Here is a 22,928-nt window from a genome sequence, read left to right as displayed (position 1 = left end):
CCTACTCGTGGGACTGAGGGGCGATACACCCCCCGGGATGCGCCACCGTTTCAGAGGCCGCAGGATCCGATGGATGCGCAGTCAACTGCCGTCGCTCCTCCAGTTCGACCTGCTGCCGCCGGCGCAACACCACCACCGTTCCCACCAGAATGGCCGTTGCCAGAGCGAGCCAGAGAAACCGCAGCTCCACATTGGCCACCACCATGGCCAGTGCGGCCAGCCATTGGGTGAACACGTAGATCAAAAGCACCGTGCGGCGATGACTGAAGCCAGCCCGCAGCAGCCGATGGTGCAGATGGCGTCGGTCTGGATAGAAGGGTGAACGCCCCTCCCGAAGCCGACCCATGATCACGGCGCTCATGTCGGCGAGGGGCAAGGACAGAATCAGCAGTGGTAGCAACAGGCTGACGGTGGTGAGCCCCTTGGCGGGCCCCACAATGCTGATCGCCGCCAGGGTGAATCCCAGGAAATACGACCCGCCATCACCCATGAAGATCCGGGCCGGATTGAAGTTGTGGCGCAGAAAGCCAAAACAGCAGCCGGCCAAGGCGGCAGCGAGAAACCCTGCCGCCACCTGGTGCAGGGAAAAACTCACCGACACCAGACCCACGGCCGCGATTCCCGCGACTCCCGCGGCCAGGCCATCGAGCCCATCAAGCCAGTTGATCGCATTGGTGATGCCCACCAACCAGATCACCGTGGCCACCAGACTGAGCGGCTCAGGCAGCACCAACGGGCTGCCGGCCTCCATCAACCAGGGGAAATCAATCGCCCCGATGCGGACACCCTGCGACCAGACCACCACAGCCACCGCCACCTGCCCCGCGAGCCGAGGCCAGGGCGAGAGAGCAAAGAGGTCATCGGCCAATCCGATGATGAAAAAGCAGAGCGATCCGGCAAGGGTGGTCCAGATCAATTGATCCCGATCGGGCGCCAAGAGCCCGAATCCCCCCAGTATCCAGGTGACCGCGAGAGCAAAGCTGAAGCCGAGCATCATGCCCACCCCGCCGAGGCGGACCATCGGGGTGGAGTGTTGCTTGCGTGGATCCGGCTGATCGGTGAACCCGTAGCGCAGCCCTAACGAGCGCACCCGGGGCACGATCACGGTGGTGATCCCCGCAGCCAGAGCGAAGCTCGCCACGGCCACGGCCAGAGGGCTGCTCGCGAGGATCACAGAGAACTCCGTGGAGGGGACCACCCCGAAGGGTCAGTACTCAAAATCCTAGGCAGCCCTAATGCGACGCACCAAGACGCATTGGACAGTCAGGCAAGCGCCGGTGCCACGGGGGAAGGGGCGTAGAGGGGAAAGCGCTGGCAGAGATCACGCACGCGTTCGAGGCAACGGGCCTGCATCGCATCGTCTTCGGGATGGAGCAGACGATCGGCGATCACATCAGCCACGATCTGGAAGGCGCCCTGATCAAAACCACGGGTGGTGAGCGCCGCTGTGCCAAGACGCAGGCCACTGGTCACGAAAGGTGACTCTGGGTCAAAGGGAACCGTGTTCTTGTTGGCGGTGATGTGCACATCACTCACCAAGAGGTCGGCGACCTTGCCGGTCATGCCGATGCTGCGCAGATCGAGCAGCACCACGTGGTTGTCAGTGCCACCACTCACCACGGCGATCCCCCGCTCTTGCAGCCGGGACGCCAGAGCCTGGGCGTTGGCCACCACCTGCTGGGCGTAGGTCTTGAAGCTGGGCTGCAACGCTTCCCCGAAGGCCACGGCTTTGGCGGCAATCACATGCTCGAGAGGGCCGCCCTGCGTGCCGGGGAAGACCGCCTTGTCGAACTGGCGTGCGAAGTCGGCATCACGGCAGAGAATGAGTCCCCCCCGCGGTCCGCGAAGGGTCTTGTGGGTGGTGGTGGTCACCACATCACAGACCGGCACAGGGCTGGGATGCACACCGGCCGCCACAAGTCCAGCGATGTGGGCCATGTCGGCCATCAAATAGGCACCCACCTCATCAGCGATGGCGCGGAAGGCCTGAAAATCGATGGTGCGGGGATAGGCGGAGTAACCGCACACGATCAACTTCGGACGATGCTCCAGTGCCAGCTGGCGGATCGCCTCCATGTCGAGGCGCTGGGTGTCGCGATCAACCCCGTACTGCACCACGTTGAACCATTTGCCGCTGACATTCACCGGCGATCCATGGGTCAAATGGCCGCCATGGCTGAGGTCCAGGCCCATGATCGTGTCACCGGGCTTGAGCAGGGCCAGGAACACGGCGAAGTTGGCCTGAGCGCCGCTATGCGGCTGCACGTTGGCCCAGGCGGCACCAAAAAGCTCTTTGGCGCGAGCGATCGCCAGCTCTTCGATCGCATCCACGTGCTCACAACCGCCGTAGTAGCGCTTGTGGGGGAGGCCCTCCGCATATTTGTTGGTGAGCACCGATCCCTGGGCTTCCATCACAGCCCTGGAGGCGAAATTCTCTGAGGCAATCAGCTCCAGATGGGTCTCCTGACGCTCCCGTTCCTTGCCGATCAGGCCGGAGATGGCGGGGTCGACATCCACCAGGGCGGCATTGATGGCAGAGGAAAGGCGCTGAGACATCGACACGAACCGGCGGCCTACTGATCGTAAGCAACAGAACCGCGCCAGACCGCGCCACCGGCGCAACACACCGCGAGCGAGCGCTGCGTGGATGCATGGCCAAAAAAAAACTGCCCGTGGGCAGTTGGGAAACGCGCCTGGAGAGATTCGAACTCCCGACCCTCTGATCCGTAGTCAGATGCTCTAATCCGCTGAGCTACAAGCGCTTACGCCCAACCATCTGACCCTATCGAGGTGCCCTTCGTCAACCAGGACACAGGGATGCGGCCAGGCCAGCCCGGGGGCGAGAATTCAGGGAGCAGCCCTCGGGTGTCCATGCCCATTCGCTGGTACGGCCCCGCCAACCCGGCGGATCCGACCTACCGACACTTCAGTCGTGTGGTGAATCTGACCCTGCATGGGATGGCCTTTGCTGCCGTCAACAGCGGTCTCTGGTTCGTGCAGGGCCTGCGTCACCCTTGGCAGCATCTGTCTCTTGTCACCGAGATCTGGCTGGTGCTGCTGATCGCGCACCTTCTCGTGGTGCTGCGGCTTCGCCCGGCATCCGACGCGGCTGCCAGTGTCTCGTCCTCCGCCCCGAACGACTGATGAGCCTCGATGCCGCCGATCTGCGCGAGCTGACCACCAGCCTCAGCGATCGGCTTTATCTGCAAATCGCCAACTGGCATCTCTATCTGGGTGACGCCGGTTTGGCGGAAGCCCTGGCGATTGAATGCAGTGCCCGCCTCGACCAGGGAGCGGCGGTTGCCGCTCGCCAGGCCCTGGAGGCGGTGCAGGTTCCCCTCGCCGGCGGAAGCACCCGGCTGCCCCTGGCACGACTGATTCCAGCTGTGCAGCTTCGTGATCTCGAGGAGATCCTCGAGGAGCACTGCCGATAAGGTTGCAAGCACCTCCGGAGTTCCTGTGCTGATCATCGAGGTCACCAACGCACGCGAGGTGGTGCGGCAGCGGATCGGGCGTCTTGGCGGGCGGCTGATCGGCAAGGTGGTGGATGCGGAGGCGCAGGTGGAGAAAGCCCTGATCCAGGAGCTGGAAACCGCCTTTCGCGACTTCGGCATCGAGGCACGGATTCTCTCGGTTCAAGGGCCTCAGGTGGTGGGCCGTCAGCAGCTCGAGCTGCCGATCCATGTGCGCGAAGAACGCAACGTGCGACTCAGCGAGAGCTGATCCGACGCCGAATCCCCCGCACCAGATCCGCCAGCTCCGGCACGCCACTGCGCAGACCAACCAGCACGAAAACCAGCAGCCCCACTGAGGCCGAGACGCCCACCTGCAGGATCCGCCCCGGCGCATCAGCAGCCCAGACCCAGCCGAGGCTCACCGCCCAGGCCGCCACACCGGCGAGCACCGCTGCGAAGCCCAGGGCCAGGGCGTCCCGGCCCCAGGCGAACAGAGGCAGACCACCCAGGCGCCGCTGCAACACGAGCAACAGGGCGGTGCAGGTGATCAGGTTGATCGCCACGGTGGCGAGCACCAGGCCTGGCGCGCCGAAGCTGAAGGGCAGCTGGGGCCCCCAGGGGCTCGGGCCTCCCACCAGCACCCAGTCGAAGAGCACATTCAGACCGATCCCCGCCATGGAAAGCCGAAACGGCGTTGTGCCATCGCCAAGGGCATAGAACACCCGCACCAGCACATCACGGCCCAGATAGGCCGGCATGCCGACGCCATAGGCCATCAGCAACCCGGTCACCAGCTGCACAGCCTGCTGATCAAAGGCCCCCCGTTCGTAGACAAGCGCCACAATCGGGCCCCCAAGGGCGACGAACAGGGCCCCCAGAGGCAGCATCGATGCAGTCGAGAGCATCAACCCCTGGCGAATCCGTTCCACCAGAGCCGGCCGATCCTCTGGTGCCGTCAGGCGGGAGAAGGTGGGCAGCAGAGGTACCAACAGGGCATTGGAGATCAGCCCCAGAGGGGTCTGCACAAGCAGATTGGCGTAGCCCAGGCCAGCGGCAGCCCCCACCAGGGCGGAAGCGAAGAACAGATCGGTGAACACATTGATCTGCAACATCCCTGAAGAGAGGGTGGCCGGCCCCATCACACGCCACACCTCCTGAACTCCCGGGTGGCGCCAATCCCAAACGAAACGCAACCGTGCCAGACCCTGACGGGCGAGGGCCGGCAGCTGCAGGAGCCACTGCAGCAGGGCCCCCACCAAAGTGGCGAGCGCCAGCACCACACCGCCCTGGATCGCGAAGGCCGGCGTGGCGATCGCATCACCGAGCTGCCACCACAACACACCGACCCCAAGGATCAGGGCCAGGCTCGACATCAGCGGTGAGATCGCCGGGATCCAGAACTCATCGGCGGCATTGAGAGAACCGAAACCGAGACCGATCAATCCAGCCAGCAACGCCATCGGAGCCATCACCTGGAGCTGCAGCACGGCGTTGTGGTGCAGCTCAGCACTCAACCCCGGCCCCACCAGCGTGATCAGGGGGTCGGCCGCCAGCACCAGCAGCAGCGTGACCACCAGCAACAGCGCACTCACCATCGTGTTGAGGGTGGCGAGGATGTGGGCCCCCTCCTGCCGCGGCCGGCGGCTGAGCACACTCACCATGGCGCTGTGAAACGGGCCATTGATGCCACCGAGCAGGATCAGCAGAAATCCCGGCAACACATAGGCGTAGTTGTAGGCGTCGTAGGCGGCCCCGACGCCGAAGGCGGCGGCGATCACCAGCTGCCGCACGAGACCGCCCAGCTTGCTGAGCATGGTGCCGTAGGTCACCACGAGGGCGATGCGTTTGAGGGATCTCGCCATCGACGGCCCGGCCGGCACTGCTGAACTGGGCGGCATTCTCGACCGCTTCAGCCCGCCAGCCTCACGCCAGGGGCCACCATGACCACCATCTGTGTCCCTGGTGCTGCGCTGCCATGCCCGGTCAACCGCTTCTCAGCTTCGAGTCTCTGCAGGAGGGCGTGCTGCTCAAGCGCTACAAACGCTTCCTGGCCGATGTTCGCCTCGATGACGGCCGTGAAGTGACCGCCCACTGCGCCAACACCGGACCGATGACTGGCGTGCTGCACCCCGGAGGCCGGGTCCGGCTGCGCCATGCCCCCTCACCAACCCGCAAGCTCGCCTGGACCTGGGAGCAGGCGGAGGTGCCCGGGGCCGATGGCACCCCCTGCTGGGTGGGCATCAACACCGCTCTACCGAATCGGCTGATCCGGGCCGCGATCGAAGCCGGCTGCCTGGACGACCAGCTGGGACCGATCGCCACGATCCGGGGCGAAGTGCCCTACGGCAAAGACCGCCGCAGCCGCATCGATCTGCTGCTCTCACCGGATGCGCAGGCCGCCGACCCCAGAGCGATCTATGTGGAAGTGAAGAACACCACCTGGAGCGAGGGCCATCTCGCCCTGTTCCCAGACACGGTCACCGAACGGGGGCAGAAGCACCTGGAGGAGCTGCGTGCCCTGCTGCCGGACGCCAGGGCCGTGCTGGTGCCCTGCCTGAGCCGACCGGATGTGACCGCCTTCGCTCCTGGCGACAGCGCCGATCCGCGCTATGGCGAGCTGTTCCGCCAAGGCCTGGACGCCGGCGTTGAGGTGCTGCCCTGCGCCTTCCGCTTCGAAGCCGATCGCATTCTCTGGGATGGCCTCAGGCCGGTGCTGACCCATCAATCGGCGATTCGGTAACAATCGCCACCTGGGAATGGTTCATAAGCGAGCACTTTGTCAGCGGAAGCCGGACCTCAGCGTCCAGCCCGTTCTGCAGCCCTGCTCTCCTTTCATGACAACTGCTCTGCACTCGCCTGCAAGGCGGGGCAAGACACGCCTCCAGGACGCCAGTCTTCTGGATGGCCCCATGCTCCTCTTGCGCAGCATTCGCGGCTTCAAGTCGAATCGTTCCCTGATGTGGCTGGCCTGCGTGCCTGTCGCCCTTTTCGGTCTCGGACTGTTCAACCTCTCGGCCCATGCCGCCGAGATGCCCGAGTTGAATGCCGCTTTCCTGGCCAACAACCTCTGGTTGCTGGTGGCCACGATCCTGGTGATCTTCATGAACGCCGGTTTCGCCATGGTCGAAGCCGGGATGTGCCGCCAGAAAAATGCGGTGAACATTCTCGCTAAGAATCTGTTTGTGTTCGCCCTGGCGGTGACCGCCTACTGGTTCATCGGTTACTCGCTGATGTATGGCGATCCGGTGGCCGCAGGCTGGCTCTATTTCAGCGGCCTGTTCTTTGACCCCACCGTCACTCCGGAACTGATCGCTGAGGGCGGTCTGGTGCCCTCGGTTGACTTCCTCTTCCAGGCGGCTTTCGCCGGCACCGCGGCCACGATCGTGTCGGGCCTTGTGGCTGAGCGCGTCAAGTTCGGCGAGTTCGTGATCTTCGCCCTGGTGCTCACCGCTGTGATTTACCCGATCTCCGGGTCCTGGCAGTGGAATGGTGGCTGGCTGAGTGAGCTGGGCTTCATCGATTTCGCTGGTTCCTCGATCGTGCACTCTGTGGGTGCTTGGGCCGGTTTGGTCGGCGCCATGCTGCTCGGACCTCGCATCGGCAAATTTGTCGATGGCAAGCCTCAGGCACTCCCCGGTCACAACATGGCCATCGCCACCCTCGGCGCTCTGATCCTGTGGATCGGCTGGTATGGCTTCAACCCTGGCTCCGAGCTGGCCATGGATCAATACGTGGCCTACGTGGCTGTGACCACCACCCTGGCTGCTGCCGGTGGCGCCATCGGCGCGACAGTGGTGTCCACCATGACCTCCGGCAAGCCAGATCTGACGATGATCATCAACGGCATTCTTGCCGGCCTGGTGAGCATCACTGCCGGTTGCGGCAACATGACCCTGGTGGGGTCCTGGGTGACCGGTGCGATCGGCGGCATCATCGTGGTGTTTGCAGTGGCTGCAGTCGATGCGGCTCAGATTGACGACCCTGTGGGTGCCTTTTCAGTGCACGGCGTTTGCGGCATCTGGGGCACCCTTGTGATCGGTCTCTGGGGCGTTGACGGCATGGATGCCGGTGCTGCTGGCATCGGCCTCTTCAACGGCGGCGGCATCTCCCAGCTGGGCATTCAGGCCCTGGGCTGCGCGGCTTATGCCATCTGGACGCTGATCACCTGCTGGATCGCCTGGTCGATCATCGGTGGCATCTTCGGTGGCATTCGCGTCACCGAGAAAGAAGAGATCGAAGGTCTCGACATCGGTGAGCACGGCATGGAGGCCTATCCGGATTTCGCCTCAGCCAGCAACTGAAGTCTCGCTTCAGCATCCGCTGACCCTCTCGACCCGGCTCCCATGGGGCCGGGTTTTGTTCTGGGCCCATAGAGTCACCCCACCGCCGACGCCGCGCCATGGATACCCACGCCTTCAAGCGCTCGCTGCATCACTCCGATCGCTACAACCGCCGTGGCTTCGGGCGAGCCGACGAGGTGGCCGGCAGCCTCGAACAGGCCTATCAGAGTGGCCTGATCGGCTCCATCCGAGACAACGACTACCGGCTCACGCAAGGCCGGCTCACAGTGCGGCTGGCCGAGGCCTTCGGCTTTTGCTGGGGTGTGGAACGGGCGGTGGCGATGGCCTACGAAACCCGACGCCACTATCCGAGTGAGCGGCTGTGGATCACTAACGAAATCATCCACAACCCCTCGGTGAACGACCACCTGCGCGAGATGGATGTGCAGTTCATTCCCGTGGATCAGGGGGTGAAGGACTTTTCAGACGTGGCCTCCGGCGATGTGGTGATCCTGCCGGCCTTCGGTGCCACCGTGCAGGAAATGCAACTGCTCAATGAGCGTGGTTGCCACATCGTGGACACCACCTGCCCCTGGGTATCCAAGGTGTGGACCACCGTGGAGAAGCACAAGAAGCATGCATTCACCTCGATCATTCACGGCAAGGTGAAGCACGAAGAAACGCTGGCCACCAGCTCCTTCGCCGGCACCTATCTGGTGGTGCTGGATCTGGAGGAGGCGCGCCTGGTGTCGGACTACATCCTCGGCCAGGGGGATCGGGAGGCCTTCATGGCCCGCTTCGCCCGGGCCTGCTCCCCGGGCTTCGATCCCGATCGCGACCTCCAACGACTGGGCGTGGCCAACCAGACGACCATGCTCAAGAGCGAAACCGAAGAAATTGGTCGTCTGTTCGAGCGCACCATGCTCAGCAAGTACGGACCGACCCGCCTGAATGAGCACTTCCTCGCCTTCAACACCATCTGCGATGCCACGCAAGAGCGGCAAGACGCCATGTTCTCCCTGGTGGATGAGCCCCTCGACCTGATGGTGGTGATCGGGGGCTACAACTCCTCCAACACCACCCACCTGCAGGAGATCGCCATCAGCCGCGGCATCCGCTCCTTCCATATCGACACGCCGGAACGGATCGATCCCGACAACAGCATCGAGCACAAACCCCTGGGAGGCGATCTGGTGCACGAGACGGATTTTCTGCCGCCCGGACCGGTCACGGTGGGCATCACCTCCGGTGCCTCCACACCAGACCGGGCCGTGGAGCAGGTGATTCAGCGTCTGATCGCCCTGAGCGAAAGCTGAAGGCCAGGCCGCTTTACATTGGTTGATCTAGCGGGGACCACCCCCGGCGAGGGACCCCCATCCGTGCTGCTCTTGACGAGAACTCCGGCCGAAACCCTGCGCCACAGCGACGATCCCCAGGTGCGCTGCTATCGCAGCCAATTCGCTGACCGCATGGAGATGCTGGCCCCGCGCCACCAGGTCGCGGCCTATCTCGATTGCCACGAAGGCTGGTTTCGTCGCTGCGCAGCGCCGATGGACGTGGATCCGATCGACGCCCAGGCCTATGCCTTGAAGCTCGGGCGCTACGGGAACTTTGGCTTTGAGGTCGAACCGATGATCGGGTTACGCCTGCTGCCACAGCACCAGGGCACCTATGCGATCGTCACGGTGCCAGTGCCGGATGCCGACCCGGCGCTGACAACGCTCTACGACGTGGACTTCCAGGCCGAACTGAGCCTCGACGAGGATCCGCATCAGGACGCTGTAGCGGAAGCCACCAACGTGAGCTGGAGCCTGGATCTCTCGGTGTGGATCCGGCTGCCGAAAGTGATCACCATGTTGCCGGAGCAACTGGTGCAATCAAGCGGCGATCACCTGCTCAGGCAGATCGTGCGCCAGATCTCACGCAAGCTCACCTGGAAGGTGCAGGAAGATTTTCACGCCAACCGTGGCTTGATCTGCCCACCGAGGCGACGGGCCGCTTTCTGAGCGCGCCGCCTCTTGTGGCTTGAATTCAGTCTTGGCGCGAACCCTCAGCGGTTTGCCCAGATCTTGTTCACGATCTGCATGCCGGTCACGGCCTGCCACAGGAACAGCGTCAGCACGCCCATGTTGAGGCCCACATGGGCCTTGCGGGCCAGCAGATTGCCTTGCTGCATCAGCGGTGAGAGAGCGGCAGCGGCGGCGATTAGGCCCGTCATCGCCAGGCCGACGATCAGATGAGGGCTGACGAACAGCTTGCCGTTGTTGAGGTAGGTGACGGCCATCCCGCCCAGGGTGCCGAACACCATCACTACCAGCAGCACGCTCCCCCACAGGTAATGACGCTGCGCAAATTTGCCAGGGATCAGGGCTTTGCGCTCCTCCGGCGTACCGGTGCGAACCTTCTTCGCCTGCACACCCAGATAAAGGGCGTAGCCACCGCCGGCAAGCAGCGCCCACATCATCAACGGATGCAGGAAATTCGCAGCGAAGGGAAGGGCAGCGAGGGTCATCAATCAACCAAGCAGAAGGACACGTGAGAGGGAGGCTAGGGGGTCAGGCCTCAGTGCAAGAAATGACGGCGGCCGGTGAGCAGCATCGCCAGACCGAGCTCATCGCAGGCCTTGATCGAATCGGCATCGCGCAGGCTGCCGCCGGGGTGAATCACTGCGGTAATGCCATGGCTCGCAGCCAGGCGCACCGTGTCGTCGAAGGGGAAAAAGCCGTCGCTGGCGAGCACCGCTCCCCGGGCCTGATCCCCGGCCGCCTCGAGCGCCAGGCGAGCGGAGCCGACCCGGTTCATCTGGCCGGCCCCCACCCCCAGACTCTGTCCAGCTCTGGCCACGACAATCGCGTTCGAGCGCACATGGCGCACCAACTGCCAGGCGAAGCGCAGATCTGCCTGCTCCTGGGCCGTGGGCGGACGTTGCGTCGCCACGGTCCAGCTGGAGGGATCGATCGGCTGATCATCGAGGTCCTGCACCAACAGCCCGCCGAGGATGCTGCGCACGTGCGCATGGCCGGCAGCGTCGATGGCATCTGGTGCCAGTTCCAGCAGGCGCAGGTTGGCTTTCGCCGCCAGGATGTCGCGCGCCTCTGCGGTGTAGCCCGGGGCCACCACACACTCCAGGAACAAGCCGGTGAGTTCCCGGGCCGCCGCCTCCTCCACCACGCCGTTGAGTGCCACGATGCCGCCGAAAGCACTCACCCGATCCGCATCCAGAGCCCGGGTGAGCGCCGCAGCCACCGCATCGGCGACGGCCACACCGCAGGGATTGGTGTGCTTCACCACCACGGCGGCTGGTTGCTGGGCGGGATAACGCCCGTCGCTGCCGTAACCGAACTCGCGCACGGTGGCGAGGGCCGCCTCAAGATCGAGAAGGTTGTTGGTGCTGAGCTCCTTGCCCTGCAGTTGCAGGGCACCCCCCCAACCGCCGCGGGGGCTGCTGTACCAACTGGCCTGCTGATGGGGGTTTTCGCCATAGCGCAGGCGCTGACGCAGGGGAACGGCTTCCAGCCAGGGCAGCGCAGCACCCTCGTCAGCGCCTTCCTGTGCCCCAGTGGCATTCTCGGCCTTCTGCATCCGGGTGTTCATCCAGGTGCTGATGGCGGTGTCGTAGGCGGCGGTATGGGCAAACGCCTCGAGCGCAAGCCGGCGCCGCAAGCCGGCATCGATCCCACCGGGGCGGTCGAGGGCTGCGATCACCCTGTCGTATTGCTCAGGGCTGGTGAGCACCGCCACATCGGCATGGTTTTTGGCAGCCGAGCGCACCATGGTGGGCCCACCGATATCAATGTTTTCGATCGCCACATCCCAAGTCACGTCTGGATCGGCCACCGTTTCACGGAAGGGATACAGGTTCACCACCACCACATCGATCCGATCGATCTGCTGCGCCGCCAGATCGGCGTCGTGGTTGGGATCGCCCCGCTTCGCCAGGATGCCGCCATGAATGCGGGGGTGCAGCGTTTTCACTCGGCCGCCCAGGATCTCCGGTGCACCGGTGTGATCCGCCACCCGAGTCACAGGAAGACCGGCCTGCTCGAGCACCGCAGCGGTGCCTCCACTGGAGAGCAGCCGGAAGCCATGGCGGCGATGCAGGGCCTCCGCCAGGGGCACCAGCCCACGCTTGTCGGACACGCTCAGCAGGGCGGTGGGTGCCATGGCAGCAGATGGATTCCATGGGCCAACCTACGCAGCAGGACGTCCTGCGAAGAGCCAAGACTCCACGCTCCACCTGAGGCCCGCCGCCATGACCAACGACCACCTGCTGCGCTCCCGTCCCGGAGCCCAACATCGGTTGGTGCTCCTGCATGGTTGGGGTGCCGATGCCGAAGACCTGCTACCGCTCGGGGAAGCCCTCACGGCCGATCTGCCCAAGCCGGTGGAGCTGGTGGCGCTCCGGGCCCCAGAGCTGCATCCGCAGGGCGTTGGACGCCAGTGGTATGGGCTCTTCCCAGCGGATTGGAGCGCGGTACCCGCGGCATGCCAGGAGCTAAGTCAACGCCTTCAATCACTCAGCGATGGGGATCGGCCCCTGGAGAGAACGGTGGTGCTCGGGTTTTCCCAGGGGGCTGCCATGGCTCTGGCGAGCGGTTGCGACCTGCCACTGGCAGGGCTGATCGCTTGCAGTGGCTATCCCCACCCCGGCTGGACACCACCACACGAGCGTCCACCTGTTCTTTTGGTGCACGGGACACGGGATGAGGTGGTGCCGTTCAGTGCCAGCGAAAAACTGCAGTCCCTGCTCAACGGTGACGCGTTGTCTCCGAGAGCGGAACTGCAGGCGTCAGGGGAAGGGCACACGATCGCGGCTGAATCGCTTCCCGGGATCCAGGCGGCCCTCAGCCGCTGGTGGACCTGAACCGATCAGACGAAGGCGTATTCGTATTCCTCCATTTCCTCCCAGTCATCGGCGACAAGCTCCAGCCCCTCAAACAGGGTGTCTTCGCCGATGCGGTCGACAATGCAACGCAAGGAGGGGAAGAGGAAGTGGTTTTCTTCGGCGTACTGGGCACTGAACAGACCCTTTTCACCCCAGAAGAAGTGGTCGGTGGTGTGCTCGTTGCGGCGAACCTTCAGCAGGGCCGGTGGCGTGATGCCGTTTTCGGCAATGAAGCGACGACCGGCCGTGACCGGCTTGTGTTCGCCCGTTTCAAGGTTGTAGGTGGGCACGTGGGCAAGCACACGCTGACCGGCGAGACGGCGGCGGCTGATCCGCTTGCGCTTTTTGGACATGGCAGAAAACTCCCGGACGGGAGCAGGAGAGGAGCAGGGGCGACGCAAAGCGTCCAGACGTCAGCAATCCGGGAGACAGGTCAACGTGAACAACCCACGCTGACCGAGGACTCGCAGCATCGAAAGCCTTGGCAGAGCCAAAGCACAACAGAAGACGCACCAACCTCTGCTGTAGCCTTGGCAGCGAAGAAAGCGCAACCTCAGCAGATTCGATACCGAAGTTCCGCCTCTCGGAGGGGGCGTGCTATCGGTCGATCATCTGATCTTAAGACTTTTTCCCAGATTGACAAGCCCCGTGCTGGGGCTGCCCGCCACTTGTCTGTGTTCGACAGCACGTTTCGGTTCCATGCTTCTCTCCGAACCGTTTCTGGCTCTTGCCCAGCAGCAGCTGAGCAGTTTTGAAGGGGAAGCCGCCATGGCGCGGCTGGTGCTGTATGTCGCCCAGGGCAGTCAGGGGGCGGATCCCCGCCTCGACGCGGTGCAGCAATGGCCCAGGAGCGAAGGGCAGCTACCGCCGGTGGAGTCGGATCCCGCCCTGCGCACTCCGGCCGCAGAGCGACGCTGGTATCCCCTGCGCCAAGGCGATCTTCTGCTCGGAGCCCTGCGGGCGGAACGCCATGCCAACGAAGACTGGGACCCGCGCCTGGACCGGCGCCTTCAGGCCTGTGCCGCAGCTCTGGCCCAAGGCCTGAGCTTTGACCTGGAACGCCGGCGCCTGCTCGACCAGCTCGAAGCGCAACGGGAGCAGCTGCAATTGCTGGTGCATCAGCTCAGAAATCCTCTGGCGGCCCTGCGTACCTACGCCCAGCTCCTGCTCAGGCGCCTCGACCCCGACAGTCGCCATCGCCCCCTGGTGCAACACCTTCTCGAGGAGCAGGCGCAGCTGGATCACTACATCAGCAGCCTCGACCGCATCGGCCAGGACACGCCAGTGATCGCCGACGGAGGCCATCAGGCCCTGCTGCTCCCACCAGGGCTCCCCGGCGGGACTGGGGTGACCCTGAAAGATCTGTTGCTTCCCCTGACCGAGCGTGCCGCCGCCACGGCGGCACTCCAGGGTCGACGCTGGCTGGGCCCAGAAGACTGGCCCGGCTGGAGTGCCAGCCAACGCGCACCGGAGGATCAGGTGGTGGCGGAAATCATCGCCAACCTCTTGGAGAACGCCTTCCGCTACAGCCCAGCCAACGCACCGCTCGGACTGCTGCTGGGCGATGACTGGATCTGCGTTTGGGATGGGGGGCCCACCATCGCCGCCGCCGAACGGGAGCGGATCTTCCAGCAGGGCGTGCGGGGACACCGCAGTCAGGACCGACCCGGCAGTGGCCTCGGGCTGGCGCTGGCCCGGCGTTTGGCTGAGGAGCGCAGCGGCAGCCTCAATCTCTGCTGCAGCCCCCGTCAGCTGGATCCTTCTCTGCCGGAGGAGGGCAATGCCTTCGTGCTCAGGCTGCCCCAACCGGCGCCGGCATCGGCAGAAGCGCCATCAGCATCAACATGAAGGCCTGCGTCCACACCACACAGGCGCCATAGCTGTCACCGGTGTGACCGCCGAGGCGTCGCCCCAGCCAACACGCCACCCACCAGCTCGACCCCAAGCCCATGGGCACACTCCACAGAAGCAGCCGGGCTTGGGGAAGGACCAGAGCCAGCGCCAGCCCCAGCAGCACAGCCAATCCAGCCGGAAGCAGCTCCCATCCCCCCCGGGCCTGGGCCCGGTGAAAGCCAGCGGTTCCGCCGTCACGGAGATAGGGAAAACGCAACAGGGCCCAGAGCGGGGCGCACCGGCCCCAGAAGGCAGCGGCCACCAGCCAACCGGGAAGCAGCAGCACCGCCTGCGACGCCGACGCCCGTTCCGCCAGGGCCAAGAGGGCCGCACCCTGGAGCAGGAGCGCCAGCAGCAATGCCAACACCCCACTGGCGCCCACCCGACTGTCCTCCATCGCCGCCAGGCGCCGCTCCTCCCCGGCGGCCAGACCGTCGGCGGTGTCCATCACCCCATCGTGATGGAGGCCACCCGTGATCCAGGCCTCAAACCCCAGCACCACCAACACCCGGGACGCTGTAGGCCAGCCGAGCTGCTCCAGGAGCAGCCAGAGAAGCCCGGCGAGGACACCGATCACCAAACCGATCCAGGGCGCGAAACGGGCGATGCGGCGGAAGCCCGGCTGAAGCCAGGGCCAGGCCGGCAGCACGCTGTAGAACACCCAGGCGCCAGCCAGATCGCACAACCAGAACGGAACGGAGGCCATCGACGACGGCGCCAAGGTGGTGGCAGGGGCTCACCGTAGGGTCAGGGATGGTGCCCGCCGGCCCGTGTTCCGCTTTCAGATCGACGCCCACTGCCCGCACACCCAGGCGCGCTGCGGCTGTTTCCAGACCCCCCACGGACCGGTTTCCACGCCGCGGTTCATGCCCGTTGGCACCCTGGGAACCGTGAAGGGGGTGACCACCAGCCAGCTGGCGGAGACCGGCGCCCAAATGGTGTTATCCAACACCTACCACCTGCACCTGCAGCCCGGAGAAGCCGTTGTGGCGGAGGCCGGTGGCCTGCATCGCTTCATGGCCTGGGACGGGCCGATGCTCACCGACTCCGGCGGCTTCCAGGTGTTCAGCCTCGGCGACCTGAACCGGATCGATGATCACGGCGTCGATTTCCGCAATCCCCGCGACGGCAGCCGCATCCTGCTGACACCAGAGCGCTCGATGCAGATCCAGATGGCCCTGGGTGCGGATGTGGCGATGGCCTTCGATCAATGCCCTCCCTATCCCGCCACAGAAAACGATGTGGAGGAGGCCTGCCGCCGCACCCACGCCTGGCTGGAACGCTGCGCCGCCGCCCACAGCCGGCCCGACCAGGCCCTGTTCGGGATCGTGCAGGGAGGCTGCTATCCCCGTTTGCGGGAGGAGAGCGCTCGCGCCGTGGCCGGTTTCGACCTGCCCGGCATCGCCATCGGCGGCGTGAGTGTGGGGGAACCGGTGGAGGAGATGCATCGGATCGTGCGGCAGGTGACGCCCCTGCTGCCGGCAGACCGCCCCCGCTATCTGATGGGCATCGGCACCCTGCGGGAGATGGCAGTGGCGGTGGCCAATGGCATCGATCTCTTCGACTGCGTGTTGCCCACCCGTCTCGGGCGCCATGGCACGGCACTGGTGGGCGGCGAACGCTGGAATCTGCGCAATGCCCGCTTTCGCCATGACCACACCCCCCTCGATGCGACCTGCCCCTGCACCGCCTGCACGCGCCACAGCCGCGCCTATCTGCACCACCTAATCCGCAGCGAGGAACTGCTGGGGCTCACCCTGCTCAGCCTCCACAACCTCACCCATCTGATCCGGTTCACCACCGCGATGGGACGGGCGATTCAGGACGGTTGTTTTGCAGAGGATTTCGCTCCCTGGCTGCCGGAGTCGCCCGCCCATCACACGTGGTAGCGTCCGCTCATCGCCCATGACATCGCCGGGATGGCCGCCACCACACTCGATTTGCTGGCCCAACTGCCCGAGGCCTACCAGGCCTTCGGTCCGCTGGTCGACATCCTGCCGATCATCCCTCTCTTCTTCCTGCTGCTCGCTTTCGTGTGGCAAGCCTCCGTCGGTTTCCGCTGAGGCCGCATCGGTGGTTCAGCGTCGGCGTTCACCGCGGCGCAACACCTGCCAGGCAAACGCCGGCAACGACAGCATGCGTCGCCACCGGCTCGGCTCCTGGATCAGTCTGTAGGCCCATTCCACCTGGAGTCGGCTCATCCATTCCGGTGCCCGTTGCTTGACACCGGCCCACACGTCAAAGCTGCCGCCCACGCCCATCCAGATCCCTGGTTGCCCGGCATGCAGCCGCTGGGTCCAGGTTTCCTGCCGGGGAACTCCGAGAGCCACCAGCACCAGATCGGGCTTCAGGCTCAGCAGGCGTTGCTCGAGCTGGGGCCAGGCTTCAGCAGCTTGATAGCCATGCTCCGCCAGCACCAGGCGCAGGGACGGCAACTCCTCAAGCAGGCGCCTCTTCAACTGCTCCATCACCTCCGGGGCCGCACCGATCAGGGCCACATTCCAGCCGTGAGCTTCGGCATAGGAGAGGAGCGCGCGCGCCAGTTCAATGCCAGGGGTGCGACGCACCCGAACCCCCTGACGCCGCAGGGCCCAGACCACTCCGGCACCATCGGGGATCACCAGGTCCGCTGCCGCAATCGCGGCACCCAGGGCCGGATTGGCCCGGGCCGTCATCGTCATCTCCGCATTGAGGGTGACGATCTGGCCGCCGCCGCGGGCATGCAGGCCAATGGCGGCCGCGCGCACATCCCGACAGGCATCCACGCCCACACCCAGCACCCGGTAGCGGTGCTGATCACACGGATCGGTACTGACGGCGTCCATCCGCGGTTGAGCTGCAGGGGAGAATTTAGATCCGGTTGGCCTGGAGGTCATGGTTCTGTCGCCCCCCACCTCCCTCAACCCTCACACCTGCTCCGACGACGAGCGCTGGGCCTTGCTGGACAGCCTGGACGCGGCGATCGACCGGGTGGTGCTGCAGCGTCAGCATCCGATCACCGGCCTGCTGCCCGCCAGCACGGCCCACACCGTGCATGGCAATTACGGCGATGCCTGGGTGCGCGACTGCGTGTATTCCATCCAGTGCGTCTGGGGCCTGGCCTTGGCCCACCGACGCCTGAACAACGGCCGTACCAGCCGGTCGTGGGAGCTGGAGCAGCGTGTGCTCGCCCTGATGCGCGGGGTGCTGAACGCGATGATGCGCCAGGCCGAGAAGGTGGAGCGGTTCAAGCAGAGCCTTGACCCCCTCGATGCTCTCCACGCCAAATACGACACCGCCAGCGGCGACACCGTGGTGCCCGATGACGGCTGGGGGCATCTCCAGATTGATGCCACCTCCCTGTTCCTGCTTCAGCTCGCCCAGCTCACCCGCGGCGGACTGACGGTGCTGCGCAGCCGCCATGAAGCGGACTTCATTCAGAACCTGATCTACTACGTGGCCCGGGCCTATCGGGTGCCCGACTACGGCATCTGGGAACGGGGCGACAAAGGCAACCACGGCCTGCCGGAACGGAATGCCAGCTCGATCGGCATGGCCAAGGCGGCACTGGAGGCCCTCGATGGTCTCGACCTTTTCGGCGTGCATGGCGATGGCAGCCTGCAGGTGCTGATTCCCCAGGGGGCGGTGGTGCGCCTGCGCCGGGCCCTGCAGGGGTTGCTGCCGCGCGAATCCGCCAGCAAGGAAGCTGACAGTGCCTGCCTTTCGGTGGTGGGCTACCCGGCCTGGGCGGTGGAGGATCCCCAGCTGGTGCAGCGCACCTGCGAGCGGATCCGCCGCCTGCTCGGAGGCGCCTATGGCTACAAACGATTCCTGCGCGACGGCCATCAGACCGTGGTGGAGGACGTGAGCCGATTGCATTACGAGCGTGATGAATTGGCCACCTTCGAGGGAATCGAGTCGGAATGGCCTCTGTTCCTCGCGTATGAACTGGTCACCGCCTGCTGCGAAGAACGCTGGGAGGAGGCGTGCCACTGGCGCGAGCGCCTGAACGTTCTTGCCGTTGACCAGGATGGACAGCGGCTGTATCCCGAGCTCTACCTGGTGCCGGAAGCGGCCGTGGAGCCGGAACGCCGCTCGCCCGGCAGTCAGCGCCGTCAGGCCAACGACAACATCCCCCTGCTCTGGACCCAGAGCCTGGCCTGGCTGGGCGAGATGCTGCTCAACGGCCTGCTCCTTCCGGAGGATCTGGACCCCTGTGGCCGACGCTTGCCCCAGCCCCTCGGCGCCGAGGAGGTGCTGGTGGCCCTGATTCCCGGCACATCAGCCGTGGCGGAGCGCCTGCAAGGCCTCGGGCTACCGGTGAGCGACCCAGACCACGGCCCGATCCGGGTGCTGCCATCGGAGCGCCTGAGCGAACGGTTGCAGCAACTCGGTGCCAACTCAGCCCTCGGCCTGAGCGGCCATCCGCCGCTCCGCGCTGAAACCGCCGCCACGGCACGGTTCTATCGACAGGGAGAGGAGCAGCTGGCCTTCCTGCCAGCCGTGCTGGAGGAAGACACCTACTACCTGGCGGATGACCCCGAACATTTGGTGGACACGGTGGTGAATGAACTGCATCTGCTGCAGCGCCACTGGCGTGGTACCGGCGCCCCCCTCTTGCTGATTCCGATCGAGCCCACGCTGCTGGAACGGGGACTCGAGAGTGTGCAGCAGTTGGCCGCCCGGTTGGCCAGCGGAGAGGTGGATGGGGTGGCCGTGCAGCTCGCCCCGCTCAAAGAACTGGCAAGCCAGGGGCAATGGCTGGTGCTGCCCGAACCGACCCAGGCCCCCATCGCCAGGCCCGCAGCCGCGGCATCGAGCGCTGCCGCCCTGCTGCAGGCCTCGACCGATCTGCAGGATCTCACCGCCGCGCAGGAACAGGAGCTGGATGAAATCTCCCTGCCGGAACTGCGCGAGCGCCTCTGGAGCAGCTCCTCCCTGCGCGAGCAGGCGGAGGTGCTGGAACTGCTGCATCGCCACCTGGGTGATGCAGCGATCCTTCAGGCTCCCGGTGGCGCCCCGGTGGAGCTGCGCAGCCTGCTGGAGGAGATCTATCACCGCGGCCTGAATCAGCAGGACTGGAATGTGGTGCGCCGCTGCGCCGGTGTGCTGGGCCTGGTGCACCCGCAACTGGAGGATGCCCTGATCGATCTGCTCGCCCGCCAGAAAACCGTGGTGGTGGGTCGCAGCTACAGCAGTGATTCCCTGCTGGCCACCCCCCTCTCCAGCGCCTTGATCGCCGCACGGATCCGCCGCACCTGCGGCCACGACACCAGGGAGCAGGCCTTGCAGCAGGAGCTACTGCTGGCCCTCGATGGCATTGCCCGACGGGAACCGCAGCAGCTAAGCGGCACGCTGACGCTGCAGCTCGGACAGCTGATGCTCATGCTGACCTCGGAGCTGGCAGCGGAAACAGGACGCAGCCAGGACGAAGCCTTTGAGGCCCTCTGCAGCGAACCACCCCACACGATCGGCAGCCGCCTGCGGGCCGTGCTGACCGATCTGGACCAGGCCCACGCCTCTCTGCAGCGCAACGAACAATTGCATCTGCGTGGTCCAGTGCAGTGGGCCGTTCCGGCGCCCCTGGAGGAATCCCCCAGTGGTGGCGACTGGTTGCAGCACCGCATCCGGCTGGGCTCGCTGCAACGGGTGCCCAAGGATTTCCATGCCGGGATCTGGTCGCTGCTGCAGCACTGCCGCGGCCTGGTGATCGGCGACAAACTCGAACGTCGCAACCGGCTCACCAGTGCTCTACTGCTGGAGAAAACCGCCGGAGAGCGCAATTTCGCCACCCTGGTGGAGCACCTGCTCAGTCGGATCCCCGCTCCGGAATACCGGCAGCTGTGCACTGAATGCCTGCTCTCCCTGATGGCCTTCGTGGCCACCAACCCCTCCGTGCACATCGACGATGACGTCGCCCTCGATGTGGTGATCGGCCATGCCGTTCGCGTCGGCTGGTTGCTCTCCCATCCAGAGATCGAACCCAGTGCTTACGGAGCCCACAAGGCGGAAGCCTGGGATCACTTCTATCGGGCGTCCCCGGCGGATTGCCGCCGCTGGCAGATCGCTGCGCTGCGCGAGCTGATCAGATCGGCTCGCTGAGGGGAACGCCCATGCCGGGATGGGCGACGGCCTGTTCAATCAGATCGGCCAGACGCAGGGCCCGTGAGGCCTGCTGACCATCCACCGCCGGCGTTTCACGGCCGCGAACACACTGCAGGAAGTGCTCCAGTTCGGCGTAAAGCGGCTCGATCGAGGTGGTGCTCACCTCCTCGATGAAGCCATCGTTGCGATACAGCAACTCACCATGATCAGCGGAATACCACTCGTGGGCACGCCGGTGGATGTGAAGGGTGTGATTGAGGAAATCGGTTTCCACCAGGCTGGCCCGGCAGTGGGCGCTGAGGCTGCGGATCTTGCGGTGACTCATCTTGCTGGCGGTGAGGCTCGCCACCACACCGTTGGCGAAACCGAGCGTGGCATTCACATAATCGAGCGGTCCTTCGGCGCTGGCTCCACCAGCAGCAGCGAGGCGCACCACCGGCGCTCTGGCCAGCTCCAGCACAAGGTCGAGGTCGTGAATCATCAGATCCAGCACCACCGACACATCGTTGGCGCGATCGGCATGGGGGCTGTGGCGCCGTGCCTCGAGCACCACCACTTCCTCATTGGCCACCACCTTGGTGAGTTCGCGGAAGGCGGGATTGAAGCGCTCGATGTGACCCACCTGAAGCAGGCGACCGTTGCGGCTGGCCGCCGCGATCAGGGTGGCGGCCTCGTCTTGGCTGGCGGCGATCGGCTTTTCGATCAGCACATGAAGGCCGGCATCCAGACAGGCCAGACCAACGGCCTGGTGGAGCAGAGTGGGCACGGCGATGCAGACCGCCTCCACCTCCGAAAGCATCGTGTTGTAATCCGCGAACCAGCGACATCCGAACTGTTCGGTGGCCAGCTGGCCGCGCTCGGCATCGGGATCTGCAACACCGACCAGCTCCGCGTCCTTGAGCAGGCTGAGCACCCGGGCGTGGTGCCAACCCATGTTGCCGATGCCGATCACGCCGACCTTCACCGGAACCATGGGGACGGTCATCGGCGAAGGTGCAGGATCGCAGCAGATTATCGGTGATCCTGAACCGGTTCCGCTAAAGAAGGCGCCCGCTCCTCAGGCAGGACCATGCGCACCCGCACGATCCGCGGTCCTTCCATCTCCAGAATTTCGAACTGCACCCCCTGATGACGCAGCGCCTCGCCAGGCGCCGGAATGTGCTGGAGGCGTTCGAGCAGGAATCCGGCCAGGGTGTGGTGATCGGTGGCTTCCGGCAGTTCCAGACCCAGCTGGCGGTTGAGTTCAAAGATCTCCAGGTCCCCTGCCACGAGCCAGACGCCGGATTGGTCAGGCACAGCCTGCAGGTCGGGAACAGCGGGCTCAGGCTCCAGCTCATCACCGACGATCTCCCCGGTGAGGTCGGCGGCGGTCACCAATCCCTCCGTGCCGCCATGCTCATCCACCACCAGGAGCAGAGGATGGCCGCTGCGGATCAGGGCCAGCAATTCCGCCAGGGTGCTCGTTTCCAGCACCCGTTGCGCCGGCAGCAGATAGGGTTCGAGCAGAGAATCCTCCTGCAACACCCCGCGGGCGATCGGTTCCGCCAGACGACGCAGGTCGAGCACCCCGCGCACATCATCCAGCGACTGGCCGATCACCGGAAAGCGGGCATGGCGGGTGCGATGCACCGCATCCATCAACTCAGCGAAGCGCACACTCACCGGCAGGGTGACCATGCCGGAGCGCGGCACCATCACCTCACGCACTTGGGTGTCGCGCAGGGCGAACACCCCTTCAAGGATGTTGCGCTCATCCGGTCGCAACCCGGTGACACCACCGCTCTCGATCAATGTTTCCAGCTCTCCGGCGGTGAGAGCAGGCACCAGGGCATCCCACCGGGGCGTCAGTCCCACGAGTCGGAGCAGCACCGAAGCGCAGGTCTCGAGCAGGGTGAGCAGAGGGCGAAGCACACGCATCACCGCCTCCAGGACTGGGGCGAGCTGCAGGGCCGCCCGTTCCGGACGGTTGAGCACCCAGGCGCGTGGTAACAACCCGGCCAGGAGCGTTGACACAGCAACAAGCATCAGGAACCAGAGCAGATCCCACCAACGGCCGGCCGCCGCAGCCTGTGACCACCAGCTCTGGGCGATGCTGCGCGCCACCCAGCCAAGAGCCACCAGCGACAGGGTGACACCGAGCTGTGACATCAACAGTGCCCGGCGCAGACGGCCTTGCAGACGTTGCACCGAAGGGGCCCCCGCCACCCCCTCCTCGCTCAGCACCTGCACACGGCTGGGTCGCAAGCGCAACAGCGCGACTTCAACCGCTGCGAAGAACGCTGGCAAGGCCAGCAAGACGAGCAGCAGCAGCAGGCGCATCAGGTGAGGTGA

At 65.3% G+C, this 22,928-nt stretch carries 22 protein-coding genes and 1 tRNA gene; 12 read left to right on the top strand and 11 right to left on the bottom strand.

The window, feature by feature from the left end; all coding sequences use genetic code 11:
* Nucleotide 1: 1 nt before the first annotated feature.
* The 3 genes from SynWH8101_RS01630 to SynWH8101_RS01620 all read right to left on the bottom strand — a co-directional run bounded on the left by SynWH8101_RS01630 (nt 2) and on the right by SynWH8101_RS01620 (nt 2,762).
* Nucleotides 2-1,174 carry an MraY family glycosyltransferase gene (locus SynWH8101_RS01630; RefSeq protein WP_254428098.1) on the bottom strand — a complete coding sequence of 391 codons (1,173 nt, stop codon included), beginning with the start codon at nt 1,172-1,174 and terminating at the stop codon, nt 2-4.
* Between the two features lie 89 nt (nt 1,175-1,263).
* Complete coding sequence (glyA, locus tag SynWH8101_RS01625; protein ID WP_130128308.1) at nt 1,264-2,556, bottom strand: serine hydroxymethyltransferase; 1,293 nt, start codon at nt 2,554-2,556, stop codon at nt 1,264-1,266.
* A gap of 132 nt (nt 2,557-2,688) precedes the next feature.
* Nucleotides 2,689-2,762: transfer RNA gene (locus SynWH8101_RS01620), tRNA-Arg, on the bottom strand.
* 109 nt (nt 2,763-2,871) lie between these two features.
* On the opposite strand from SynWH8101_RS01620, the gene SynWH8101_RS01615 reads away from it, so the two are divergent.
* Genes SynWH8101_RS01615 through SynWH8101_RS01605 form a run of 3 tightly spaced genes read left to right on the top strand, consistent with a single transcriptional unit; the run spans nt 2,872 to nt 3,723 of the window.
* A complete protein-coding gene (locus SynWH8101_RS01615) occupies nt 2,872-3,144 on the top strand; it encodes a hypothetical protein (RefSeq protein WP_130128307.1) in 273 nt (90 codons plus the stop codon).
* Nucleotides 3,144-3,434: a DUF3181 family protein gene (locus SynWH8101_RS01610; protein WP_130128306.1), complete on the top strand. Its 291-nt coding sequence runs from the start codon at nt 3,144-3,146 to the stop codon at nt 3,432-3,434. The genes SynWH8101_RS01615 and SynWH8101_RS01610 overlap by 1 nt, the downstream gene beginning before the upstream one ends.
* A 25-nt stretch (nt 3,435-3,459) precedes the next feature.
* A complete protein-coding gene (locus tag SynWH8101_RS01605; RefSeq protein WP_130128305.1) occupies nt 3,460-3,723 on the top strand; it encodes a cytochrome-c oxidase in 264 nt (87 codons plus the stop codon).
* Here the strand turns inward: SynWH8101_RS01605 and murJ are convergent.
* Nucleotides 3,710-5,317, bottom strand: coding sequence for a murein biosynthesis integral membrane protein MurJ (murJ, locus tag SynWH8101_RS01600; RefSeq protein WP_130128304.1), 1,608 nt, complete (start codon nt 5,315-5,317; stop codon nt 3,710-3,712). The genes SynWH8101_RS01605 and murJ overlap by 14 nt on opposite strands.
* Nucleotides 5,318-5,430: 113 nt before the next feature.
* On the opposite strand from murJ, the gene sfsA reads away from it, so the two are divergent.
* From sfsA to SynWH8101_RS01580, 4 genes are all read left to right on the top strand, one after another.
* The gene (gene sfsA / locus SynWH8101_RS01595; protein ID WP_130128303.1) at nt 5,431-6,195 is read left to right on the top strand and encodes a DNA/RNA nuclease SfsA; all 765 of its coding nucleotides are present in this window, start codon (nt 5,431-5,433) and stop codon (nt 6,193-6,195) included.
* A gap of 94 nt (nt 6,196-6,289) precedes the next feature.
* Nucleotides 6,290-7,756, top strand: coding sequence for an ammonium transporter (locus SynWH8101_RS01590; protein ID WP_130128302.1), 1,467 nt, complete (start codon nt 6,290-6,292; stop codon nt 7,754-7,756).
* Between the two features lie 98 nt (nt 7,757-7,854).
* Nucleotides 7,855-9,051 carry a 4-hydroxy-3-methylbut-2-enyl diphosphate reductase gene (locus tag SynWH8101_RS01585; RefSeq protein ID WP_130128301.1) on the top strand — a complete coding sequence of 399 codons (1,197 nt, stop codon included), beginning with the start codon at nt 7,855-7,857 and terminating at the stop codon, nt 9,049-9,051.
* A 63-nt stretch (nt 9,052-9,114) separates the two neighbouring features.
* Nucleotides 9,115-9,741, top strand: a complete 627-nt coding sequence (locus SynWH8101_RS01580) for a DUF1997 domain-containing protein (protein WP_130128300.1) — start codon at nt 9,115-9,117, stop codon at nt 9,739-9,741.
* Between the two features lie 44 nt (nt 9,742-9,785).
* Here SynWH8101_RS01580 and SynWH8101_RS01575 read toward each other — a convergent pair whose 3' ends face one another.
* Nucleotides 9,786-10,247 carry a DUF4079 domain-containing protein gene (locus SynWH8101_RS01575; protein WP_007100763.1) on the bottom strand — a complete coding sequence of 154 codons (462 nt, stop codon included), beginning with the start codon at nt 10,245-10,247 and terminating at the stop codon, nt 9,786-9,788.
* Between the two features lie 50 nt (nt 10,248-10,297).
* The gene (gene purH, locus SynWH8101_RS01570; protein ID WP_130128299.1) at nt 10,298-11,899 is read right to left on the bottom strand and encodes a bifunctional phosphoribosylaminoimidazolecarboxamide formyltransferase/IMP cyclohydrolase; all 1,602 of its coding nucleotides are present in this window, start codon (nt 11,897-11,899) and stop codon (nt 10,298-10,300) included.
* 88 nt (nt 11,900-11,987) lie between these two features.
* Here purH and SynWH8101_RS01565 point away from each other — a divergent pair, with 88 nt between their 5' ends.
* Nucleotides 11,988-12,599: an alpha/beta hydrolase gene (locus tag SynWH8101_RS01565; protein ID WP_130128298.1), complete on the top strand. Its 612-nt coding sequence runs from the start codon at nt 11,988-11,990 to the stop codon at nt 12,597-12,599.
* Between the two features lie 5 nt (nt 12,600-12,604).
* On the opposite strand, the gene SynWH8101_RS01560 is transcribed toward SynWH8101_RS01565, so the two are convergent.
* Nucleotides 12,605-12,973, bottom strand: a complete 369-nt coding sequence (locus SynWH8101_RS01560) for a DUF3155 domain-containing protein (RefSeq protein WP_007100766.1) — start codon at nt 12,971-12,973, stop codon at nt 12,605-12,607.
* 346 nt (nt 12,974-13,319) lie between these two features.
* On the opposite strand from SynWH8101_RS01560, the gene SynWH8101_RS01555 reads away from it, so the two are divergent.
* Nucleotides 13,320-14,468, top strand: a complete 1,149-nt coding sequence (locus SynWH8101_RS01555) for a sensor histidine kinase KdpD (RefSeq protein WP_130128297.1) — start codon at nt 13,320-13,322, stop codon at nt 14,466-14,468.
* On the opposite strand, the gene cobS is transcribed toward SynWH8101_RS01555, so the two are convergent.
* The gene (gene cobS / locus SynWH8101_RS01550; RefSeq protein ID WP_130128296.1) at nt 14,413-15,219 is read right to left on the bottom strand and encodes an adenosylcobinamide-GDP ribazoletransferase; all 807 of its coding nucleotides are present in this window, start codon (nt 15,217-15,219) and stop codon (nt 14,413-14,415) included. The genes SynWH8101_RS01555 and cobS overlap by 56 nt on opposite strands.
* A 64-nt stretch (nt 15,220-15,283) precedes the next feature.
* Here cobS and tgt point away from each other — a divergent pair, with 64 nt between their 5' ends.
* Nucleotides 15,284-16,402, top strand: a complete 1,119-nt coding sequence (gene tgt, locus SynWH8101_RS01545; protein WP_130128295.1) for a tRNA guanosine(34) transglycosylase Tgt — start codon at nt 15,284-15,286, stop codon at nt 16,400-16,402.
* Nucleotides 16,403-16,432: 30 nt separating this feature from the next.
* A complete protein-coding gene (locus SynWH8101_RS01540) occupies nt 16,433-16,576 on the top strand; it encodes a photosystem II reaction center protein K (RefSeq protein ID WP_007100770.1) in 144 nt (47 codons plus the stop codon).
* A gap of 15 nt (nt 16,577-16,591) precedes the next feature.
* Here SynWH8101_RS01540 and SynWH8101_RS01535 read toward each other — a convergent pair whose 3' ends face one another.
* Nucleotides 16,592-17,338 carry a WecB/TagA/CpsF family glycosyltransferase gene (locus SynWH8101_RS01535; protein ID WP_130128294.1) on the bottom strand — a complete coding sequence of 249 codons (747 nt, stop codon included), beginning with the start codon at nt 17,336-17,338 and terminating at the stop codon, nt 16,592-16,594.
* A gap of 49 nt (nt 17,339-17,387) precedes the next feature.
* Here SynWH8101_RS01535 and SynWH8101_RS01530 point away from each other — a divergent pair, with 49 nt between their 5' ends.
* The gene (locus SynWH8101_RS01530) at nt 17,388-20,594 is read left to right on the top strand and encodes a glycoside hydrolase family 15 protein (RefSeq protein ID WP_130128293.1); all 3,207 of its coding nucleotides are present in this window, start codon (nt 17,388-17,390) and stop codon (nt 20,592-20,594) included.
* Here the strand turns inward: SynWH8101_RS01530 and SynWH8101_RS01525 are convergent.
* Complete coding sequence (locus SynWH8101_RS01525; RefSeq protein ID WP_130128292.1) at nt 20,578-21,582, bottom strand: Gfo/Idh/MocA family protein; 1,005 nt, start codon at nt 21,580-21,582, stop codon at nt 20,578-20,580. The two genes, SynWH8101_RS01530 and SynWH8101_RS01525, sit on opposite strands and share 17 nt — an antisense overlap.
* A gap of 26 nt (nt 21,583-21,608) precedes the next feature.
* Nucleotides 21,609-22,916, bottom strand: coding sequence for a hemolysin family protein (locus SynWH8101_RS01520; protein WP_130128291.1), 1,308 nt, complete (start codon nt 22,914-22,916; stop codon nt 21,609-21,611).
* Nucleotides 22,917-22,928 lie beyond the last annotated feature (12 nt).

The sequence above is a fragment of the Synechococcus sp. WH 8101 genome, assembly GCF_004209775.1.
Classification (GTDB): domain Bacteria; phylum Cyanobacteriota; class Cyanobacteriia; order PCC-6307; family Cyanobiaceae; genus Synechococcus_C.
This window is presented reverse-complemented; position numbering and strand designations above follow the sequence as displayed.

Coding starts and splice junctions, on each gene's coding strand:
- purH (WP_130128299.1), bottom strand. CDS start 11,899: ATGGCACCCACCGCCCTGCTGAGCGTGTCCGACAAGCGTGGGCTGGTG.
- SynWH8101_RS01565 (WP_130128298.1), top strand. CDS start 11,988: ATGACCAACGACCACCTGCTGCGCTCCCGTCCCGGAGCCCAACATCGG.
- SynWH8101_RS01575 (WP_007100763.1), bottom strand. CDS start 10,247: ATGACCCTCGCTGCCCTTCCCTTCGCTGCGAATTTCCTGCATCCGTTG.
- cobS (WP_130128296.1), bottom strand. CDS start 15,219: ATGGCCTCCGTTCCGTTCTGGTTGTGCGATCTGGCTGGCGCCTGGGTG.
- SynWH8101_RS01540 (WP_007100770.1), top strand. CDS start 16,433: ATGGCCGCCACCACACTCGATTTGCTGGCCCAACTGCCCGAGGCCTAC.
- SynWH8101_RS01535 (WP_130128294.1), bottom strand. CDS start 17,338: ATGGACGCCGTCAGTACCGATCCGTGTGATCAGCACCGCTACCGGGTG.
- glyA (WP_130128308.1), bottom strand. CDS start 2,556: ATGTCTCAGCGCCTTTCCTCTGCCATCAATGCCGCCCTGGTGGATGTC.
- SynWH8101_RS01615 (WP_130128307.1), top strand. CDS start 2,872: ATGCCCATTCGCTGGTACGGCCCCGCCAACCCGGCGGATCCGACCTAC.
- SynWH8101_RS01530 (WP_130128293.1), top strand. CDS start 17,388: ATGGTTCTGTCGCCCCCCACCTCCCTCAACCCTCACACCTGCTCCGAC.
- SynWH8101_RS01610 (WP_130128306.1), top strand. CDS start 3,144: ATGAGCCTCGATGCCGCCGATCTGCGCGAGCTGACCACCAGCCTCAGC.
- SynWH8101_RS01525 (WP_130128292.1), bottom strand. CDS start 21,582: ATGACCGTCCCCATGGTTCCGGTGAAGGTCGGCGTGATCGGCATCGGC.
- SynWH8101_RS01585 (WP_130128301.1), top strand. CDS start 7,855: ATGGATACCCACGCCTTCAAGCGCTCGCTGCATCACTCCGATCGCTAC.
- SynWH8101_RS01520 (WP_130128291.1), bottom strand. CDS start 22,916: ATGCGCCTGCTGCTGCTGCTCGTCTTGCTGGCCTTGCCAGCGTTCTTC.
- SynWH8101_RS01560 (WP_007100766.1), bottom strand. CDS start 12,973: ATGTCCAAAAAGCGCAAGCGGATCAGCCGCCGCCGTCTCGCCGGTCAG.
- sfsA (WP_130128303.1), top strand. CDS start 5,431: ATGCCCGGTCAACCGCTTCTCAGCTTCGAGTCTCTGCAGGAGGGCGTG.
- SynWH8101_RS01590 (WP_130128302.1), top strand. CDS start 6,290: ATGACAACTGCTCTGCACTCGCCTGCAAGGCGGGGCAAGACACGCCTC.
- SynWH8101_RS01555 (WP_130128297.1), top strand. CDS start 13,320: ATGCTTCTCTCCGAACCGTTTCTGGCTCTTGCCCAGCAGCAGCTGAGC.
- murJ (WP_130128304.1), bottom strand. CDS start 5,317: ATGGCGAGATCCCTCAAACGCATCGCCCTCGTGGTGACCTACGGCACC.